The sequence below is a fragment of the Sphingosinicella sp. BN140058 genome, from assembly GCF_004135585.1.
Classification (GTDB): Bacteria; Pseudomonadota; Alphaproteobacteria; order Sphingomonadales; family Sphingomonadaceae; genus Allosphingosinicella.
This window is the reverse complement of record NZ_CP035501.1, coordinates 2,437,205-2,453,269: the sequence shown is the minus strand read 5'-3', so window position 1 is coordinate 2,453,269 and position 16,065 is coordinate 2,437,205. Positions and strand designations below refer to the sequence as shown.

Genomic DNA, 16,065 nt, shown 5'->3' with positions numbered 1-16,065 from the left:
CCTCAACGGATCAGGTGACGAAAGAAGGCACGATTTTCATCGATCGCCGGGCGCAAGCGCTCCGGGACGTCGGCAAGTGCGAATCTGTGGATCGAAGGAGTCCGGTGTGAGGGTGAAAGCGAGACCAGCAGAGTGAGGATCGCCCTCCGCCGTTGCGGCGGCGTGCCCCGGTGAAGCGCGAATGTATTGACGAAATAGACGTCACCGGGTTCGGCGTAGACCTTCCCGGCCCCCCGCTCGATCTTGACCTGCTCAAGTTCCGGATCGGAGAAGCGGCGGACGTCGTAGAATTCGCGCAGCCCCGAGGTGCCCGGTATGAGCTCGGTCGGGCCATCATCCGGCGTCTCGATCGGCTGCAGAGGGACGAATACGCGGATGAAGTTCAGTGGTTCGGCGCAGTCGCGGTGCCAATTCTGGTTCTGATAGGCATCCGTGGTAGGCTGGCTGATCCAGGACCATGCCCAGCTCAAGGCCGCACGCGGGCCGAGGACTTCGCGGCAGAAATGGATCAACCGTCGCGACGAACAGATTTCGAGGAAGTTGGCATTCTCGAACAAGGCTTGCGAGCCCATGTACAGAAATGGATGACGGCTGTCATCGGGACTGCCGACGTGGCGGAACGTATCGACATAGGGATCGTGGTATACGCCGTGATTGAACAGATCGGCGGCGAAGCCCTGAACCAGGTCCGGCTTCAGCATCTGTGTTTCGAAGTGGAAGTCGGAGGCGAGGAACTGCTCTGCGCGCTCACTGAGTGGCCCAAGGGAGGCGAGCGGCTGGCGCAGCTTGCGTTCCCACCTGCCGAGGCGACGGACATAGGCCGGATCGTTGGACCGCGTGCGGAGCCACCAGATGTAATTGTAGGCGACGTTGGCATCGGCCAGGTAGCGCATGCGCGTGAGCGGGCCGTCGCGTCGAGTTCCTTCCGCGACCTGGGTGCGGTAGGACTTGATACCGGCTTCTGGCGTGTCGCTGAGCCCGATGAAGCGGGCACGGCCGAATTGCGACATGAGCGACTCCTCTGCACGATTAACCATTCCATTCTAGAACGGCTTTGCCGAGAGGGAGCGGAAGGCGCGATTTTTACATCCTGCCGAGGAGCACTTGTTACCGCGGCATGGCCGGGATGCCGAGGTGACCGGGCCAGCGACTCGGATCATGCGGGCGATCGACCCGGGCGAGCAGACCGTCCAGTCCGGTCTCGGCCGGGGTGAAGGCGTTGTTGGCATAATGATAGGCGTACCAGAGCCTCGCCTCCGCTGGGTCCGCAGCGGCGGCGTCTCCGGATCGCAAAGCGTCGCCGAACTTCGCCGCCTCTCGGTAGGCGTTCACCCACTCAGCGGTTTCAAAGCGCGCTATGCGAAGGATGGGCTTGCCGTGCAGCGCCCCGATCGAAATCGATTTCGATTCTTCGACAACGAGGCCGGCACAATGGCGGATCAACAATTCGGTCGTCTCACCGCGATGACGTTCGCCGGACGAGTCGACGATCCGAACCCGGCGGGGATCCATAGCCCGGATACGCGCGATTGCGGCTTCCGTGCCCTGTCGGACATCCATCGGATGAACGGTAATCGCGAGAGGATAATCGTCGCCGAGCACCGCGGCAAGGTGAGCGACCTGTTCGTCGGCCGGAAGCGAATTGCCATGGACCCGTCCGAAGAAATTGTTCTCTCCTTGATATTGAAGCGGGAAAACCACGAACGGGCGGCCCGGCGGGAGACCTTGCGCGGCGAGACGCCCGTGCTCCGCTTCGGCGTCGAAACCGCTGGTGAAAGCCGACCATGCCGTGTCGGCGCCATCCCGAAGCCACGATCTTTGATCATCGGTTAAAGGAGGAACGGAGCCGAAGGCGAAATAATCGGGACCGCTGACGACGATCCGTCCACCTTTCGGCACCGGTCCGAACAAGGTGGGCGCGAACTCACCTTCCATCAGAAAGGTCACCTTGCCCGAAAAGCGCTGAGGCGTGACAACGTCAGCGGAACGGCAGAACACATAATCCGGGTCGATCTGGCGAACGAATGCGACAAGCTCGTCCACGGAGCCGGGTGAAATCCGGTAGGTCGGATGATCGTCGCCGCTTAAGATGTGCCAGTTTACGTTGGGCAGATCGGCGAGAGGCGCCAGTTGGGCCTCGGTGACGCCGGTTCCGCGCCAAAGAACCGGGACGATGACGTGGACTTCGGCCTGCGCCGCAGAGACACGGATCAGAGGTGCGATCGCATCGTCGAACCAACTGAGCGTAACAGCGGGAAGATAGAATAGGATTCGCAACATGGTTCTCCCGGCGGTGGCCCTCTCCTCTTATAGAGCGGCCCCGCTCCGGTGCGCCCCAATGGTTGAGTATCCGAGCTTTTCGTGATTCGGAAACGAACGCCGCTTCCGCATCGGCCTAGAATGACAAAGGCCGGCGCGAAATTCCCGTAGCAAGGCCCGACAGGAGCGAACATGACCGACACCAAGGATATTCTGAGCGCGTTGTCGGTGCAGATCGAACCCGGCGTAAGGATCGGCTATCCCGATCCGCGCGAAGCCTTGATCGAGCCGCCGGTGCTAATCCGCCCGGGCACGTATGATATCGATTTCATCGGCGCTTTCACGTTCATGGGAGGGCGGCAGACGGAGCTGCGCCATGTTTGGATGATCGGCCGCTTCTGCTCGATCGCGTACAATATCATGGCGGGCGTGGAGGAGCATCCGACCGATTTCCTGTCGCCGAGTCCAATGTTCCAGGGCGCATTCGATTGGAAGCAGGCGGAGCGATTTCGCACCGACAACCGCGACATCCTCTCGCACTCCTCGCATAAATGGTGGAGCCGCCGGGATACGGAATTCGGCAAGATCCGCATCGGCAGCGACGTCTGGATCGGCGAGGGCGCGTTGATCCGTCGTGGCATCACGATCGGGGACGGCGCGGTGATCGCGTCACGCGCGGTGGTCACGAAGGACGTACCGCCTTACGCAATCGTCGGCGGGACCCCGGCCCGGATCCTGCGCTATCGTTTCGAGCCAGCGGTCATCGATGCCCTACTTCGGCTGAGCTGGTGGAGCTACGGCTTGAGCGCTCTCGCCGGCGTTGACATGTCGGACATCCACCAGGCGATCGATCGCATCGATCAGAACATCGCGACGGGCAATGCCAAGGTCTATCAAACGCCGCTCGTGCAGATCGATGCAGCAGGCGGCGTGGGCCTGCTCCGCCATGATGCCGCAGGCTTCGTCCCGATTACGCTCGAACAGTGGCTTGATGATCCGGCCAGCCGTTGACCTTTGCCCTGCTCGGAACTCTGATCTAGATCAGTACGTTGTGACCCGCCGTACCCAAGCGCAATGGCGAGGTGACGCGTGTCCCGTTTCTTCTTCCATCTCCGCGGCGGAGGGTTGTCGCTGAAGGACGAGATCGGCACCGAGTGCCGTGACGCCGAAGAAGCGCGCAGCTTTGCCTTGCAGGTGGTGGAGGATCTGCGCAGCGACGAGAGCACGTGCCTGACCTATCCGATCAGCGCGCGGCTCGATGTCGAGGACGAGGCGGAACAGCCGATCTTCATCCTTCCGGTGCGGCCGACCGTCTCGGAGCGCTGATCAGGGCTCGACCTGGTCGGGTGCCGCCTCCGCTGGGGCGACGCAGGCAGCCCATCGTGCATCGAAGTCTTCGGCCAGCGCCGCGAGCGTGACCGCCTGAAGGCGGTTCAGCAACAGCGCTTCCGCAGCGCGCAGGCTTTCGGCAAGGGCCGCGTTGACGCTTTGTTCGACCAGGCATTGCGGATTGTCGCTCTCGTTGCCGATCGCGAACAGGGTCGGGCCGCCGACCGCGCGATGGACATCGAGCAGCGTGACCGCCTCCGGGTCGCAGGCCAGCGACCAGCCGCCGCCATGGCCGCGCTCGGAACGGACATAGCCGGCCTGCCGGAGGCCGGCCATCGTCCGGCGCACGACGACCGGGTTGGTCCGCAGCATCGTGCCGATCATCTCGGAGGTCAGCGGCGCCGTCGTGCGGGCCATGTGCAACAGCACGTGCAGCATCCGGGACAATCGACTGTCGGGTCTCATTCGCGCAGCATTCTGCTCAACATCGATCCTGCACAAGCGTCAGCAGATTCGACACACCATAAGTTACATGATATCGGCGCATCGGAAAGGAAATCCCAATGCGCCATGACGAGATGAACGACCCCGACCGGTGGGACCGGATGATCGCCAATTACGAGGAACAGGCGGATCCGTTCACCCGGCGGTTTGCCGAAGCCGCGGTTGCCCGCCTTCCGATCGGCCCCGACACGCGGGTGCTGGATATCGCCACGGGCGTCGGCGCTGCGGCATTCGCGGCTGCCGCGCGCGGTGCCCAGGTGCTCGCGACGGATTTCGCGCCCGGGCTGATCGCCCGCCTCGCCGCCAAGGCGGGCGGTACGATCGAGACGCGCGTGATGGACGGCCAGGCCCTCGCGCTTCCCGATGCCGCATTCGACGTCACCATGTCGATGTTCGGGATCATGCTCTTTCCCGACTGGCGCAAGGGCTTGCTGGAAATGGCGCGGGTCACGCGCCCGGGTGGTACGGGCGTGCTCGGCACCTGGAAGCACCCGGCGGGCGCCGCCACCAATCTGTTGCTCACCGAGATTCTCTGCGAACGCTTCCCCGAACTAGAACTTCCGGCGATGCCGGAGGGCATGGGAGCATTGCGCGACCCCGCGCGCCTCGCGCGCGCGATGGAGGCGGCGGGTTTCGAAACGCCCGACATCATCGAGGTCACCCACGATTTCGAGCTCCGCCTCAGCACGTTCGACGACCCGGACCGGATATTGGGTCTGATGCCGCACTGGACCATGCTCACCGCCGATCAAAAGCTGGAGGCGGTCGCGGAAATCAGGCGTCGGGCAGCAGTCTCGGCGGTTGGAGACGTTCTTCCGATCCCGTCCACCGCCCTGATCGCGATCGCACGCCGGTGAGCAACCGCACCCGACGCGTCTGGGGCCTTCTGCGCCTCAGCGTGGTCGGGCCGGGTTGCCGACCACCGTCGCGCCGGCAGCGACGTCGCGGGTGACGACGCTGCCGGCGCCGATCACGGCATCGTCCCCGATCATCACGCCGGGGAGGATGATAGCGCCGCCGCCGATCCAGACGTTGCGGCCGATCGCGATCGGCCTGCCCCATTCGGCGCCGGTGGCGCGCTCGGCCGGATCGCGGGGATGGTCAGCGGTCAGGATCTGGACTCCGGGTCCGATCTGGGTGCCGTCGCCGATCGTCACCGCGACGACGTCCAGGATCACGCAATTGTAGTTGAGGAAGACGTTGCGGCCGAGGTGGATGTTGTAGCCATAGTCGCAATGAAAGGGCGGGCGGATCACGGCCCCCTCGCCCACCGAGCCCAAACCCTCCGCAAGCAGTGCCGCGCGTTCCGCGCGCGGCAAGATCCGCGACGGGTTGAACCGCGCCATCCAGGCGGCGGCGCGGGCCTGATCGGCGACGAGCTCCGCGTCGCCGGCATGGTAGGGTTCACCGGCCAGCATCTTCTGCTTCTCGGAATATTCGGTCATCTTCGTCCTTCCTGGGTGCCGCCGATCGCACCCGCCGTTCGGCACGGCAAGAGGGGGCGCCGGACTGGCCGCCGGACCTCCGCCTCATTAAGGCTGCGCGCCTGGAACTTTTCCCTGGCCTGCGGCGGATTGCGACATGGATGGACTGACGATCGTTCGGCACCCGCTGGTGCAGCACAAATTGCGAATCCTGCGCGACCGCACCAGTTCGATCCAGCTGTTCCGCACCGTGATGCGCGAGACGGCGACCCTGCTCTGCTACGAAGTCACCAGGGATCTGCCAACCACGAGCGTCCGCATCGAGACTCCGGTGGCCGAGACCGAGGCGTTGGAGCTTGCCGGCAAGAAGCTGGTCTTCGCCCCGATTCTGCGCGCGGGGCTTGCCATGGCCGAGGGCATGCTCGATCTGGTCCCGTCCGCCCGCGTCGCTCATGTCGGCCTCTACCGCGATCCGGTGTCGCTCGACGCCGTCGAATATTATTTCAAGGCACCCGAGGACATTGCCGATCGGCTGGTCATCGTCGTCGATCCGATGCTGGCGACCGGTCATAGCGCGATCGCGGCGATCGACCGCCTGAAGGCGGCCGGCGTGGCCGATCTGCGCTTCGTCTGCCTGCTGGCGGCGCGCCCGGGTGCCGAAGCGCTTCACGCCGCCCACCCCGACGTCCCGATCTGGACTGCGGCCATGGACGAGCAGCTCAACGACCATGGCTACATCGTTCCCGGACTTGGCGATGCAGGCGACAGGACGTTCGGGACACGGTGAGGCTCCGCTTCGATTAACCATTTTGTGCCATTGGCGGGTCGGAGACACCGAATTGGAGCAGGCCAAGGTGACAGGTTCGGACATCGAGGGAGACACGGAAGCTGGCGACAAGGCACTGCGCCGCGCCTGCCTTTCGATCGCCGCCGCCCTGCTCACTGCGTCGCTCCTGATCACGGTGGCCAGCCCGGGCGGGCTCGCCGCATTCCTGTACCAGAGCCAGGATAAGCCCGTTATCCTGGTCTATGCCCTGGTACTGGCCAGCCTGGCCCTGCTGTCTGCGCGCATTGCTGCTTTTCCCGCTGTTCGCCTGGGTCGGTGGAGCGTGGCAGTGCTGGCTCTTCTGCTCGCTCTGTGCCTCTGGGCGGGGACCTACCTGATCTTCGGAAACTATGCGCTCAGCCGGGATGAGCACATGGTGCTGTTCGATGGGCTCGTCTATCAAAACGGACGCCTTGCGCAGCCGGTATCGCAACTCTGGCGCCCCTTCACTGATGCGCTGACTCCGGATTTCCTCCTGCCCATTTCGGACAGTTCGGTCTGGATCTCTTCCTATCTACCCGGGCACGCCGCATTGCGCGCCTTCTGGGGGATGGTTCTGGATCCGGCATTGCTCAACCCCGTCCTGGCCGGAGCAGGCGCCTGTGCCTTGTGGGGGGTCACCGGGCGGCTGTTCGGTGTCGACGATCGCGGCACCCGCGCCGTCAGCGTGTTGCTCTATCTCACCTCGGTGCAGATGCTGGTAACAGCGATGACGCCCTATGCGATGACCGCGCATCTGGCGCTCAATCTCATGTGGCTGGCGCTGTTCCTCCGCGGCGACGTGCCCGGCTATGCCGGCGCGCTGCTCCTCGGCTTCGTCGGGACCGGCCTGCACCAGGTGGTATTCCACCCCTTGTTCGCGTTTCCGTTCATGATCCTGTTGTGGGCGCGCAACGAGCGGCGCACGGCGGCCCTCTTCATCTGCGCCTATGCAGCCTTCGGCCTGTTCTGGATTTCGTATCCGAAGCTCGTATCCTACGCCTTCGCTTTACCCGCAGCACCCGGCGGCGCAGGGCTCGTCGGCTTCGTCGAAGCGCGCGTGTTGCCGCTCCTGCACCAGTGGGACTGGAGCGGGCTTTCGGTCATGCTGCTTAACCTGCTCAGATTTGCGGCCTGGCAAAACCTCGCCCTGCTGCCGCTGGTACTGCTGGCATGGCGGGCAGTGCGACGGGGCGACGGGGTCGCCGCAGCGCTGATCGCCGGGATCGGGCTGACCCTTGCGACGATGCTGGTCATCCTTCCCTATCAGGGTCTCGGATGGGGGTATCGCTATCTCCACGGGCTCCTCGGGAGCTTCGCCATCCTCGGCGGCTACGGCTGGCGCGAATTGGCCGGCGACCGCATCCGCGCACGCTTCTTCCTGGCGGCTACCACGGCGATCACTGTGCTTCTCGCCATCCCATTGCAACTCTGGCACGCACGTGCCTTCGAACAACCGTACCGGAGGCTCGATGCCACGGTGCAGCGCATTGATGCTGAATTCGCGATCCTCGACGATTCGGCCAGCACCTTCGTCGTGGACGTCGTCCGCAATCGACCGGATCTTTCCAATCGCCCGCTTCGGTTCGCCAGTCGCGGCCTCGACCGTCTTGATGTGATCACCTTATGCAGCCGCGGCCGAATTGCCTTCGTCGGTCGCGAGGAGGTAGATCGCGCCGGAATCACGTTGGCGCCTCCGGCGGTTCACTTCGAAGCGCTTCGTCAGGCTGTCGCTGACAGGCCCTGCTCGCTCGAAATGCGCATAGACTGAAGCAAAGCCGCCCATTCCTCGATGGAGCCGGCTCTCGACTCGCTATCAGCTGCGTCAGCGACGCAACCGCGTCTAATGCGAGCAGGAGACTCGCGCGGAACGAGGCAGATGCGGCCGGCGAAGAATCAGCACCATGGCCACGGCACCGATCAGCAGCGAAACTTGCGTGTTCCAGAGTCGGTTGGCGAACGCCCAGGAAACGGCCTGTGGCAGCGGGGTACCAAAAGTGGTCATCGTCGTGACGTAGCTCCACTCGCTGGCGCCGAGACCGCCGGGCAGCATCGTCAGCACCGACCCCAAAACGACTACAGGAAGGCCGATCGCGAATGCGAGCGACGGCGCGGGCCATTCGAGCATCCAGTTGAGTGCAAGGCACATCGCCCAAAGCGTCACGAAACGGCACAGTGACAGCAAATACAACCGCATGGATAGGGTTCGATCGAGCAGATTTGACTCGCCGAGCGTGTCGGCAGCCCGTCGAACGAACGCCAGCGGAACACTCCGTACAAGTTGCAAGCAGCGACTGGCGAGCGTGACAAGGATGCCACCGAGGATCAAGGCCGGGATACCAAGCGCAGCGAACAAGGACGCCGAGCCGGTGATCAACGCAAACACCGAAGCCGGAAGCAAAAGGGTCATCACGCCGAGATCAAACAACTGTTCCCAGACGGACGCAATTGCACCGCTGCGGGCGCTGGCTTCGCCAACAAGTCGATTACCAAGGGCGCGCGAGGCCGCACTCGCCACGGGGATCGGCAGCAATTGGCCGAGTGCGGTGCCGATGGCGCTGAATGCGAAAGCCTCCCGCCGCCCCGGCAGCCGCAACTCCAGGCGGGCCTGGACGAGACGCCATTTCTCGGCGGCAAGAAGGATATGCAGGCTCGTGGCAATCCCGAACAGGAGCAGCGGCAGGGGACGCACCTGGAACAGCAGCGATGTGAAATCAGACGCCGTGAAGCCGGCCGACCGCACCATGGCCGCGATCAGCGCGGTTGCGATCGACGCTGCCAGGATCGACAGAAGCCATGAACGGAGGCGCATCAGGCGGTGCCTATCGAGCTTTCCCGTCCTAGGCCGGTCACGCGGCTCAGAGCGCGAACGATCCGATCGTAGGTGCCGCCGGTTGAGTCCCACGAATAATGATTGCGCGCGAACCTGCTCCGCCGCCCGTCACGAGGCTCCGAAAGCAAGGGATCGAGCTTCGCGACAAAGCGCGCGGCGGTGCCGCCGGGATCGCCGAGATCGACAGATTCGCTGGCGAGAAGGGAGGCCGCCGCAGCGTGGGCCGTGGCCGTCTCGGACCCGCACAGAATTGGAAGATCGGATGCCAGAGCTTCCTGGACGACCAGGGGAAAGCCTTCCCCAACGCTCGGCAGCATCAAGGCATCCGCGGCTCGGTACAAGGCTGCCAGATCCTCTCCGGCCAAACCACCGAACACGCGAACGTTGGGGAGCGCCCACGTGCACGGATCGATCGGGCCCCAGCCGGCGAGCGCGAAACCGAGGTCGGGCCGCGCCAAGGCGATTTCGCGAAGCACCGCCAGCCCCTTCTTCTCGACGAAGCGGCCGACGAACAAGAGCACTGGCTCATCTGGCGAGAAGCCGAAACGGGCACGCGCCGCCGCCCGTTCATCGACATGCGCCGGCGCGAAGCGGTCCGTGTCGACGCCGTTGAAGGCGAGTATCGGCGGCCGGCGGAAGCGGACTTGCCGATATTGTCCCGCGATGGTCTCGCTGATGAAGACGACCTGCTCCGCCGCGGCAAGCATCGGCCGGGTCGCAACGCGGTCCGCAATCTGCATCAACGTGGCGAGGAAACGGCTGGAAAACGGGATCCTTCCAATATGCTGGGTGATCACGACCGGCCGGCCCTTCAGCTTGGCGATGAGCAGCGCCGCAATCGACGTCGCATAAAGTGCGTCATGAACGATGACGACCTCGGACTCCGTGACGGCGCGGGCCAACCGACGTAGCGCACCCGGGCTGGGTATCGGCATCGGCAGTCCGCTCAGGCGCTCGATGAGGTTGAATGTCCGCAGCGGCACGGCGGCCGCGACCTCGGGACCGGGAGGCGTATCGACGTCCGCGGCCGCCCACGTCACCGAGTGACCGCGGCGCATGAGTTCGCGTGCCAGCTTGCCGGCGACGATTTCGATGCCGCCGCGATGGCTCTCGAAAAAGTGCGTGACCATCAGCAATCTCATGGGAACCGGCTCACGCGACGATTTCCTGGTTGTCGATGATCGCATGCTGAAGCTTCAGGACGTCGAGACCTGCGGCCGCCGAGATCGGCTCCAGCGCCGACGGTTCGCCGGTCGCCGCGCGGGCAAAGCGATCGAACACCTGATCGTTTCCGTAGAGCAGGCGCCCGGTGAGATGCGGAATGCCGCTGGTGACGTGCTGGATCCAATGCTGCGCGCTTGCGGCAACGCTGGTCCGCAATACGGTGCGCGTGTCATGGTTTCCGTCGTTTGGAAGGGACAGATAGATGTCCCGAAAGACATCAACGATGGCCAGCCGCTTCTCGCCGAAAACGAGCAGATGCCATTCGGACACGGGGCTTTCGAAGTTACAGCTGAGCGTGATCGGATACGCTGCGTCGGGGGCTCGGAACCACGCATCGATCCGCGCTGGTGTGTTGAGGCCACGCGTGCTTGGCACCGTCACCGCCTTTGCCAGCGAGAGCCCTCCGGCAAGCCGCCGAAGAAGGTAAAGCAGGTGCGGACTCTCGTCGTAGAACAGCCCGAGCGGGAGCTCTTCATACCAGGTCGGCAGACGCCGTCCGGGATTGCCGAGCTGGATTGCACTCAGCCCCATCACCGCCCCAAGCCGCCCGGATTCGAGCTCTGCAAGCAGCCTTCGCGTCGATCGAGCAAACTGAAAGTTGTGAACGACAGCGAGCTGACGGTCGTTCTGCTCCGCCACACGAACCATCCCTTCGCCCTCCGCGACGCTCGCCGCGAATGGCTTTTCAGTGATCACATGCTTGCCGAGGCGCAGTGCCTGGCACACGACGTCATGATGGGTCATCGGCGCGGTGCCGACCGTGATCGCATCCACCTGGTCGAGCCAGGAGACTGCCGAAAGGTCGCCGGTTTCGGCATGATTTGGGCAGCCGAGCTTGCTCGCCAGTGCCTTGGCGCGGCCCGGCGCACGGTCGACGACACCGATCAGTTCGTACCGCGGATTGCGCCGCATTGCCGGGATGTGTCGCGCCTGGGTAACCCATCCTAGGCCGACTGCGGCGGTTCTAAGCGGCGCGGTCACGCAGGATCTCCAGCTTGGTAGGGAGCACGGCTGGCTCCGGCTTCAGGAAAGCGGCTTCGTTGCCGCCGACCACCGCGAGCAGGAACCCGCCGAGGATCGTCTGACAGCCGATCACGAGGGAGACTACTGCGAGTACCAGAGGCAGGGTGTTGTCGAGAGGCGTGAAGCCCTCTGCGCTCCAAAGTGCGGCGATGCTTCCCAGACCGATTGCGCCAAGCAAGGCGAGCGCGGCTCCGGTGATCAGCATCGTCTCGAGATTGAGGACGTTCGCCGCCCGCGTGAGAAAGGGCCGGCGGCGACGAAACCCCGAACGGACCCCGTGAATATGGCTGGCGAGCGCCATGATGAGGCCGAGGTGTCCCAATCCCAGGAGCCCCCCGGCAAGCATTGTCCAGGCCGAGCCGAACAACAACGGAATCGCTCCAGATTGGCCGAGCGCCGCTCCGCCAAGCACGATCGCGGCAATTACGACGGCAAGGATCGCAGGCGCCGCAAACAGCCAGGTGGGGCTCAGCATGAACAGGTAGCGCAGGTGCCGCCAGCCGTCGCGCCAGGGCCGCAGATGCGGCGCACGGCTGCGTTTGTCGACGAGCAGCTTCGCCGGCACCTCGTCGATCCGAAGGCCGAGCAGGGCGGCCTTGATCACCATTTCACTGGCGAATTCCATGCCGGTGCCGGTCAGCTTCAGCGCCAGGAACGACTCCTTGCGGATCGCCCTCAATCCACAATGCGCGTCGCCGATGCCCGAACGGAACAGGATATTGAGCAACCCGGTCAGCACCGGATTGCCGATGTGGCGGTTCTTCCACGGCATCGCGCCCGGCGCGATGCCACCGCGGAAGCGCGAGCCCATGCAGAGATCGGCGCCGGCGTGAAGACAGCCGATCATCGCCACGCCATCGGTGAAATCGTAGCTCCCGTCGGCATCCCCCATCAAAATATAGCGGCCGAACGCAGCTTCGGCGCCGCCGATCAGGGCCGCGCCATAGCCGCGCGCGGCAACCGCCACGACTCGCGCGCCAAGCCTTGTCGCCAGCGCCTGGCTGCCGTCGGTGGAGCCATTATCGGCGATCACGATCTCGCCGGCGAGGCCAAAGCGCCTGTCGATCTCGGCCAAAGCGGCCCGTGCATTGAGGATACAATGCTCCAGGCACTCCGATTCGTTGAGGCACGGCATGACGATGGACACCTGGAGCACGCGCCCCTCCGCGACCATGGTCTTGATTTCCGGTGTCGAAAGCTCGCGCATCTGATCCCCGCCTGTGACGGAGCAGGGCTAAACGTGCTTGGTTAACAACAGATTTAAGATTGCCTGGGGATCTTCTCCGAGCATAGCCGATGAAAGCTGCATCGACGCCATCAGCGCAACCGTGCCACTGCCTCCGCCAGGACACCGTCGATCCTGCGATCGTCCATCTGGGAGATGTTGAAGCGCATGAAGTCGGCGGCGCCGCCGCCGACGCTGAACGCATTTCCCGGTGCCAGTACGACGTCTTCGGCGAGCGCAATGCGCGCGACGTCTGCGGAGTCGCAGCCCGGGGGCAGTCGACACCACAGGAACATGCCGGCGCTGGGCACGTGCCAGGCGTCGATGCCGAGCGCGCCAAGACGATCGAGCACCGGTCCGCGGCGGCGCGCCAGCTGCGCGCGGACGCGCTCGACATGGCGGCGATAGCTTCCGTCCGTCAGGACGGAGACCAGCAAGGCGGCGGCGAGCGGGCTCGACGCCATGCCGGTCGCGAGCCGCAAATCGGTGAGCCCGGCGATCCAGTCGCTCCGCGCCGCGATATGACCGCAGCGCACCGAGGCAGACAGGGTCTTCGAAAAGCTGCCGATGCGGATCACCCGGTCGAGCCCATCGAAGGCGGCGAGACGGGGTGCCGGCTCGGCTTCGAAATCGCCGAAGATGTCGTCCTCGACGACGACCATGTCGTGCGCTTCGGCGATCTTGAGGATGCGATGCGCGGCCGCCGCCGAGAGGGTGGCCCCGGTGGGGTTATGAAGCGCTGCATTGGTGATGTAGAGCCGGGGCCGCTGTGCCTCGACCGCGGTCCGGAACGCCGTCAGATCGGGTCCGGTGGGCGTATAGGGCACGCCGACAACCTTCGCACGATGCGCGCGCAAAACGGTGTGGAAGTTGAAATAGCAGGGATCGTCGACCAGCACGGTGTCGCCGCTTTCCAGCAGGAAGCGGCAGATCAAATCGATCGCGTGCGACCCGGAATCGGTCAACAACACCTGATCCGGCCCAGCCTCGACGCCCTGGTCCGCCATGCGGCGGGCGATCAGCGTGCGCAGCGTCTCGTCGCCCTGTGGCGAGCCATATTCCAGCAAGGTCGCGGCCCTGCCGTCACGCGCGAGCGTGCGCAGGGCCCGCCGCAGCGCATCTTCCGGCATCCAGCTTTCGGGAAGCCAGCCGCAGCCCGGACGCAGCCCGGTTCCGGACGGCCGCAAGGACTGCCGCATCGTCCACAAGGGATCGACCGTCGGGTCGGTCTGCGAATCGGCCGGCAACAGCCTCAACGGTGCGAGCGGCGCGGCGACGTAGAAGCCCGATCCCGGCCGCCCCTCGACCAGCCCTTCGGCCGCGAGCCGATCATAGGCTTCCACCACGGTCGATTTGGAAACGGTCAGAGTCTCGGCCATCGCGCGCACGGAGGGGATGCGGGCGCCGGGCGTGAGCTGGCGGCGCTCCACCCGGTGGCGGATGACGTCCATCACCTGCGCGACCTTGCTCGTCGTGCGTACCGGAGTTCTGACCATGACAGTTCAGCTCTATCGTACTGGATCGTGTCTGGCCAGCGGGCGGTCCTTCCCAGACACCGCCCTTCATGACACGGCAACAACACGGCATGGCGCTCGGCCTCATCGGCATCCTGATCTTCAGCGGATCCCTTCCCGCGACGCGCGCGGCGGTGGCGGGTTTCGAGCCGATCTTCCTGACGGCGGCGCGCGCGCTGCTGGCAACGCTCGCCGCGATCGTGCTGCTGCTCGCGGGTGAGCGGCAGCGGCTGACCTGGCCCAAGGTCCGCAGTCTGTGCCTGGTCGCGACGTGCGTGGTGCTCGCCTTCCCCTTGTTCTCGGCGCTCGCGCTGACTCACATGCCTTCGGCGCGTGCCATTCTGTTCACCGGCCTGCTGCCGATCGCCACGGCCGGCGGCGCGATTCTTCGCGGCGGCGAGCGCCCCCGTCTCCCGTTCTGGCTGTTCGCCGTGGCCGGGGCCGCCGTGGTCGGCAGCTTCGCGCTGCTGAACGGGGCGGCGGCGGGTGGCGATCATTCCGGCGACTGGCTGATGCTTGCCGCGATCCTCCTGTGCGGGCTCGGTTATGCCGAAGGTGCGGCGCTCGCTCGTGACCTGGGCGGCGTTCAGGTTATCTGCTGGGCACTGGTGCTTTCGTCGCCGGCGATGTTGCTGGTCGCACTCTGGCTGTGGCCGGCGACTCTCTCCGGCATAGCTCCCTCCGCATGGATCGGCCTTGGCTACGTCTCCCTCTTCTCGATGCTGATCGGCTTCGTCTTCTGGTATCGCGGGCTTGCGCTCGGCGGGACGACCAAGGTCGGCCAATTGCAATTGCTGCAGCCGCTGGCGGGCTTCACCTTGAGCGCGCTGCTGCTGCGGGAGGCGATCGGCTGGCCGACCTTGCTGGCCGCCCTCGCAATCCTTCCCTGCGTCGCCGGCGCCCGCCGCTTCGCCTGACCCGTTTGATCAAGGACCGGCATGAGCATCTCTGAACGCGTACGGATACACGACGTCACCCTGCTGTCCGACAATTGGTACATCTTGAAGAAGAGCCGCTTCTCGTTCCTGCGTTCGGATGGGAGGTGGCAAGAGCAGACTCGAGAGACCTATGATCGCGGCAACGGCGCGGTCATCCTGCTGTTCGATCCGGCGAGACGGACGATCCTCCTGGTGCGGCAGTTCCGCTTCCCTGCCTTCGTCAACGGCTATGACGATCTGTTGATCGAGGCGCCGGCCGGACTGCTCGATGCGCGCGATCCCGCCGAGGCGATCCGGGCCGAGGTGGCGGAAGAGACCGGCTTCGCGATCGGTGCCGTCCGGCAAGTCTTCGAAGCTTATATGAGCCCCGGCTCGGTGACCGAGAAGCTCTATTTCTTCGTCGCCGAATATGCGCCCAAGGACCGGGTGAGCGCAGGCGGCGGCAGCGCCGCCGAAGGCGAGGACATCGATGTCCTCGAAGTGGACATCGACGAGGCGCTGGCGATGGTCGACGATGGCCGCATATGCGACGGCAAGACGATCATGCTGGTCCAGCATGCCGCACTGACGCTATTCCGCGACTGAGGGAAGGCGCGGGAACGCCAATCACCGGGAAGGAGATCGTAGGTGGCACTGGAACTGAGACCCAATTGCGAACGCTGCGACGGCGATCTGCCGCCCGACGCAACCAACGCCTTCATCTGCACCTACGAATGCACGTACTGCGAAGCGTGCGTCGCGGCGATCGACAATGTCTGTCCGAATTGCGGGGGCGGCTTCGCGCCGCGTCCGATCAGGCCGGCCCGCGAATGGCGCCCCGGCATCTCGCGGCACCATCAGCCGCCGTCCGAGAAGCGCCGCAGCCTCGCTTTCTCCGCGGAAGATGTCGCCGCCTTCAGCGCGCGCATTTGCGAGATCCCACCCGAGCGCAGATGATCGCCGTGCGCTGGAATCGGTCCGCGCCTTTCGCCATATCCGGCGTGAAAG

Annotated in this window: 16 protein-coding genes and 1 pseudogene; 8 read left to right on the top strand and 9 right to left on the bottom strand. The window is 64.9% G+C overall.

The genetic code is table 11. The features are described from left to right. Positions 1-2 precede the first annotated feature (2 nt). Positions 3-1,010 carry a hypothetical protein gene (locus ETR14_RS11145; RefSeq protein ID WP_129384670.1) on the bottom strand — a complete coding sequence of 336 codons (1,008 nt, stop codon included), beginning with the start codon at positions 1,008-1,010 and terminating at the stop codon, positions 3-5. Between the two features lie 97 nt (positions 1,011-1,107). Then, the gene (locus ETR14_RS11140) at positions 1,108-2,280 is read right to left on the bottom strand and encodes a hypothetical protein (RefSeq protein WP_129384669.1); all 1,173 of its coding nucleotides are present in this window, start codon (positions 2,278-2,280) and stop codon (positions 1,108-1,110) included. 564 nt (positions 2,281-2,844) lie between these two features. Between ETR14_RS11140 and ETR14_RS29720 the strand changes: the two are divergent. Continuing rightward, positions 2,845-2,989, top strand: a pseudogene (locus ETR14_RS29720) (DapH/DapD/GlmU-related protein); the annotation flags it as partial. Between the two features lie 359 nt (positions 2,990-3,348). Continuing rightward, a complete protein-coding gene (locus ETR14_RS11130; RefSeq protein ID WP_129384667.1) occupies positions 3,349-3,585 on the top strand; it encodes a hypothetical protein in 237 nt (78 codons plus the stop codon). Here the strand turns inward: ETR14_RS11130 and ETR14_RS11125 are convergent, their stop codons facing one another. After that, complete coding sequence (locus ETR14_RS11125) at positions 3,586-4,053, bottom strand: Rrf2 family transcriptional regulator (RefSeq protein ID WP_129384666.1); 468 nt, start codon at positions 4,051-4,053, stop codon at positions 3,586-3,588. 98 nt (positions 4,054-4,151) lie between these two features. Between ETR14_RS11125 and ETR14_RS11120 the strand changes: the two genes are divergently transcribed. Further along, entirely contained in the window at positions 4,152-4,949 is a 798-nt protein-coding gene (locus ETR14_RS11120) for a class I SAM-dependent methyltransferase (protein ID WP_129384665.1), read from the top strand. 36 nt (positions 4,950-4,985) lie between these two features. Here the strand turns inward: ETR14_RS11120 and ETR14_RS11115 are convergent, their stop codons facing one another. Next, on the bottom strand, positions 4,986-5,537 hold the full coding sequence (locus ETR14_RS11115; RefSeq protein ID WP_129384664.1) for a sugar O-acetyltransferase: 552 nt from the start codon (positions 5,535-5,537) through the stop codon (positions 4,986-4,988). A 136-nt stretch (positions 5,538-5,673) separates the two neighbouring features. Between ETR14_RS11115 and upp the strand changes: the two genes are divergently transcribed. After that, positions 5,674-6,303: a uracil phosphoribosyltransferase gene (upp, locus tag ETR14_RS11110; protein WP_129384663.1), complete on the top strand. Its 630-nt coding sequence runs from the start codon at positions 5,674-5,676 to the stop codon at positions 6,301-6,303. Positions 6,304-6,355: 52 nt separating this feature from the next. Then, positions 6,356-8,092, top strand: a complete 1,737-nt coding sequence (locus ETR14_RS11105; protein WP_129384662.1) for a hypothetical protein — start codon at positions 6,356-6,358, stop codon at positions 8,090-8,092. 72 nt (positions 8,093-8,164) lie between these two features. On the opposite strand, the gene ETR14_RS11100 is transcribed toward ETR14_RS11105, so the two are convergent. From ETR14_RS11100 to ETR14_RS11080, 5 genes are all read right to left on the bottom strand, one after another. Beyond that, positions 8,165-9,133, bottom strand: coding sequence for a lysylphosphatidylglycerol synthase domain-containing protein (locus tag ETR14_RS11100; protein ID WP_129384661.1), 969 nt, complete (start codon positions 9,131-9,133; stop codon positions 8,165-8,167). Next, the gene (locus tag ETR14_RS11095) at positions 9,133-10,296 is read right to left on the bottom strand and encodes a glycosyltransferase family 4 protein (protein ID WP_165356405.1); all 1,164 of its coding nucleotides are present in this window, start codon (positions 10,294-10,296) and stop codon (positions 9,133-9,135) included. The genes ETR14_RS11100 and ETR14_RS11095 overlap by 1 nt, the downstream gene beginning before the upstream one ends. 10 nt (positions 10,297-10,306) lie before the next feature. Next, complete coding sequence (locus tag ETR14_RS11090; protein ID WP_129384659.1) at positions 10,307-11,359, bottom strand: Gfo/Idh/MocA family protein; 1,053 nt, start codon at positions 11,357-11,359, stop codon at positions 10,307-10,309. Beyond that, positions 11,343-12,608, bottom strand: coding sequence for a glycosyltransferase family 2 protein (locus ETR14_RS11085; RefSeq protein WP_129384658.1), 1,266 nt, complete (start codon positions 12,606-12,608; stop codon positions 11,343-11,345). The genes ETR14_RS11090 and ETR14_RS11085 overlap by 17 nt, the downstream gene beginning before the upstream one ends. Positions 12,609-12,718: 110 nt before the next feature. Then, a complete protein-coding gene (locus tag ETR14_RS11080) occupies positions 12,719-14,122 on the bottom strand; it encodes a PLP-dependent aminotransferase family protein (RefSeq protein ID WP_129384657.1) in 1,404 nt (467 codons plus the stop codon). Between the two features lie 68 nt (positions 14,123-14,190). Between ETR14_RS11080 and ETR14_RS11075 the strand changes: the two genes are divergently transcribed. From ETR14_RS11075 to ETR14_RS29715, 3 genes are read left to right on the top strand one after another with little or no spacing between them, the layout of a single operon-like run. Then, a complete protein-coding gene (locus tag ETR14_RS11075) occupies positions 14,191-15,057 on the top strand; it encodes a DMT family transporter (RefSeq protein WP_129384656.1) in 867 nt (288 codons plus the stop codon). Between the two features lie 21 nt (positions 15,058-15,078). Continuing rightward, entirely contained in the window at positions 15,079-15,663 is a 585-nt protein-coding gene (locus tag ETR14_RS11070) for an NUDIX domain-containing protein (RefSeq protein WP_129384655.1), read from the top strand. Positions 15,664-15,705: 42 nt separating this feature from the next. Then, complete coding sequence (locus tag ETR14_RS29715; protein ID WP_129384654.1) at positions 15,706-16,014, top strand: DUF1272 domain-containing protein; 309 nt, start codon at positions 15,706-15,708, stop codon at positions 16,012-16,014. Positions 16,015-16,065: the final 51 nt, after the last annotated feature.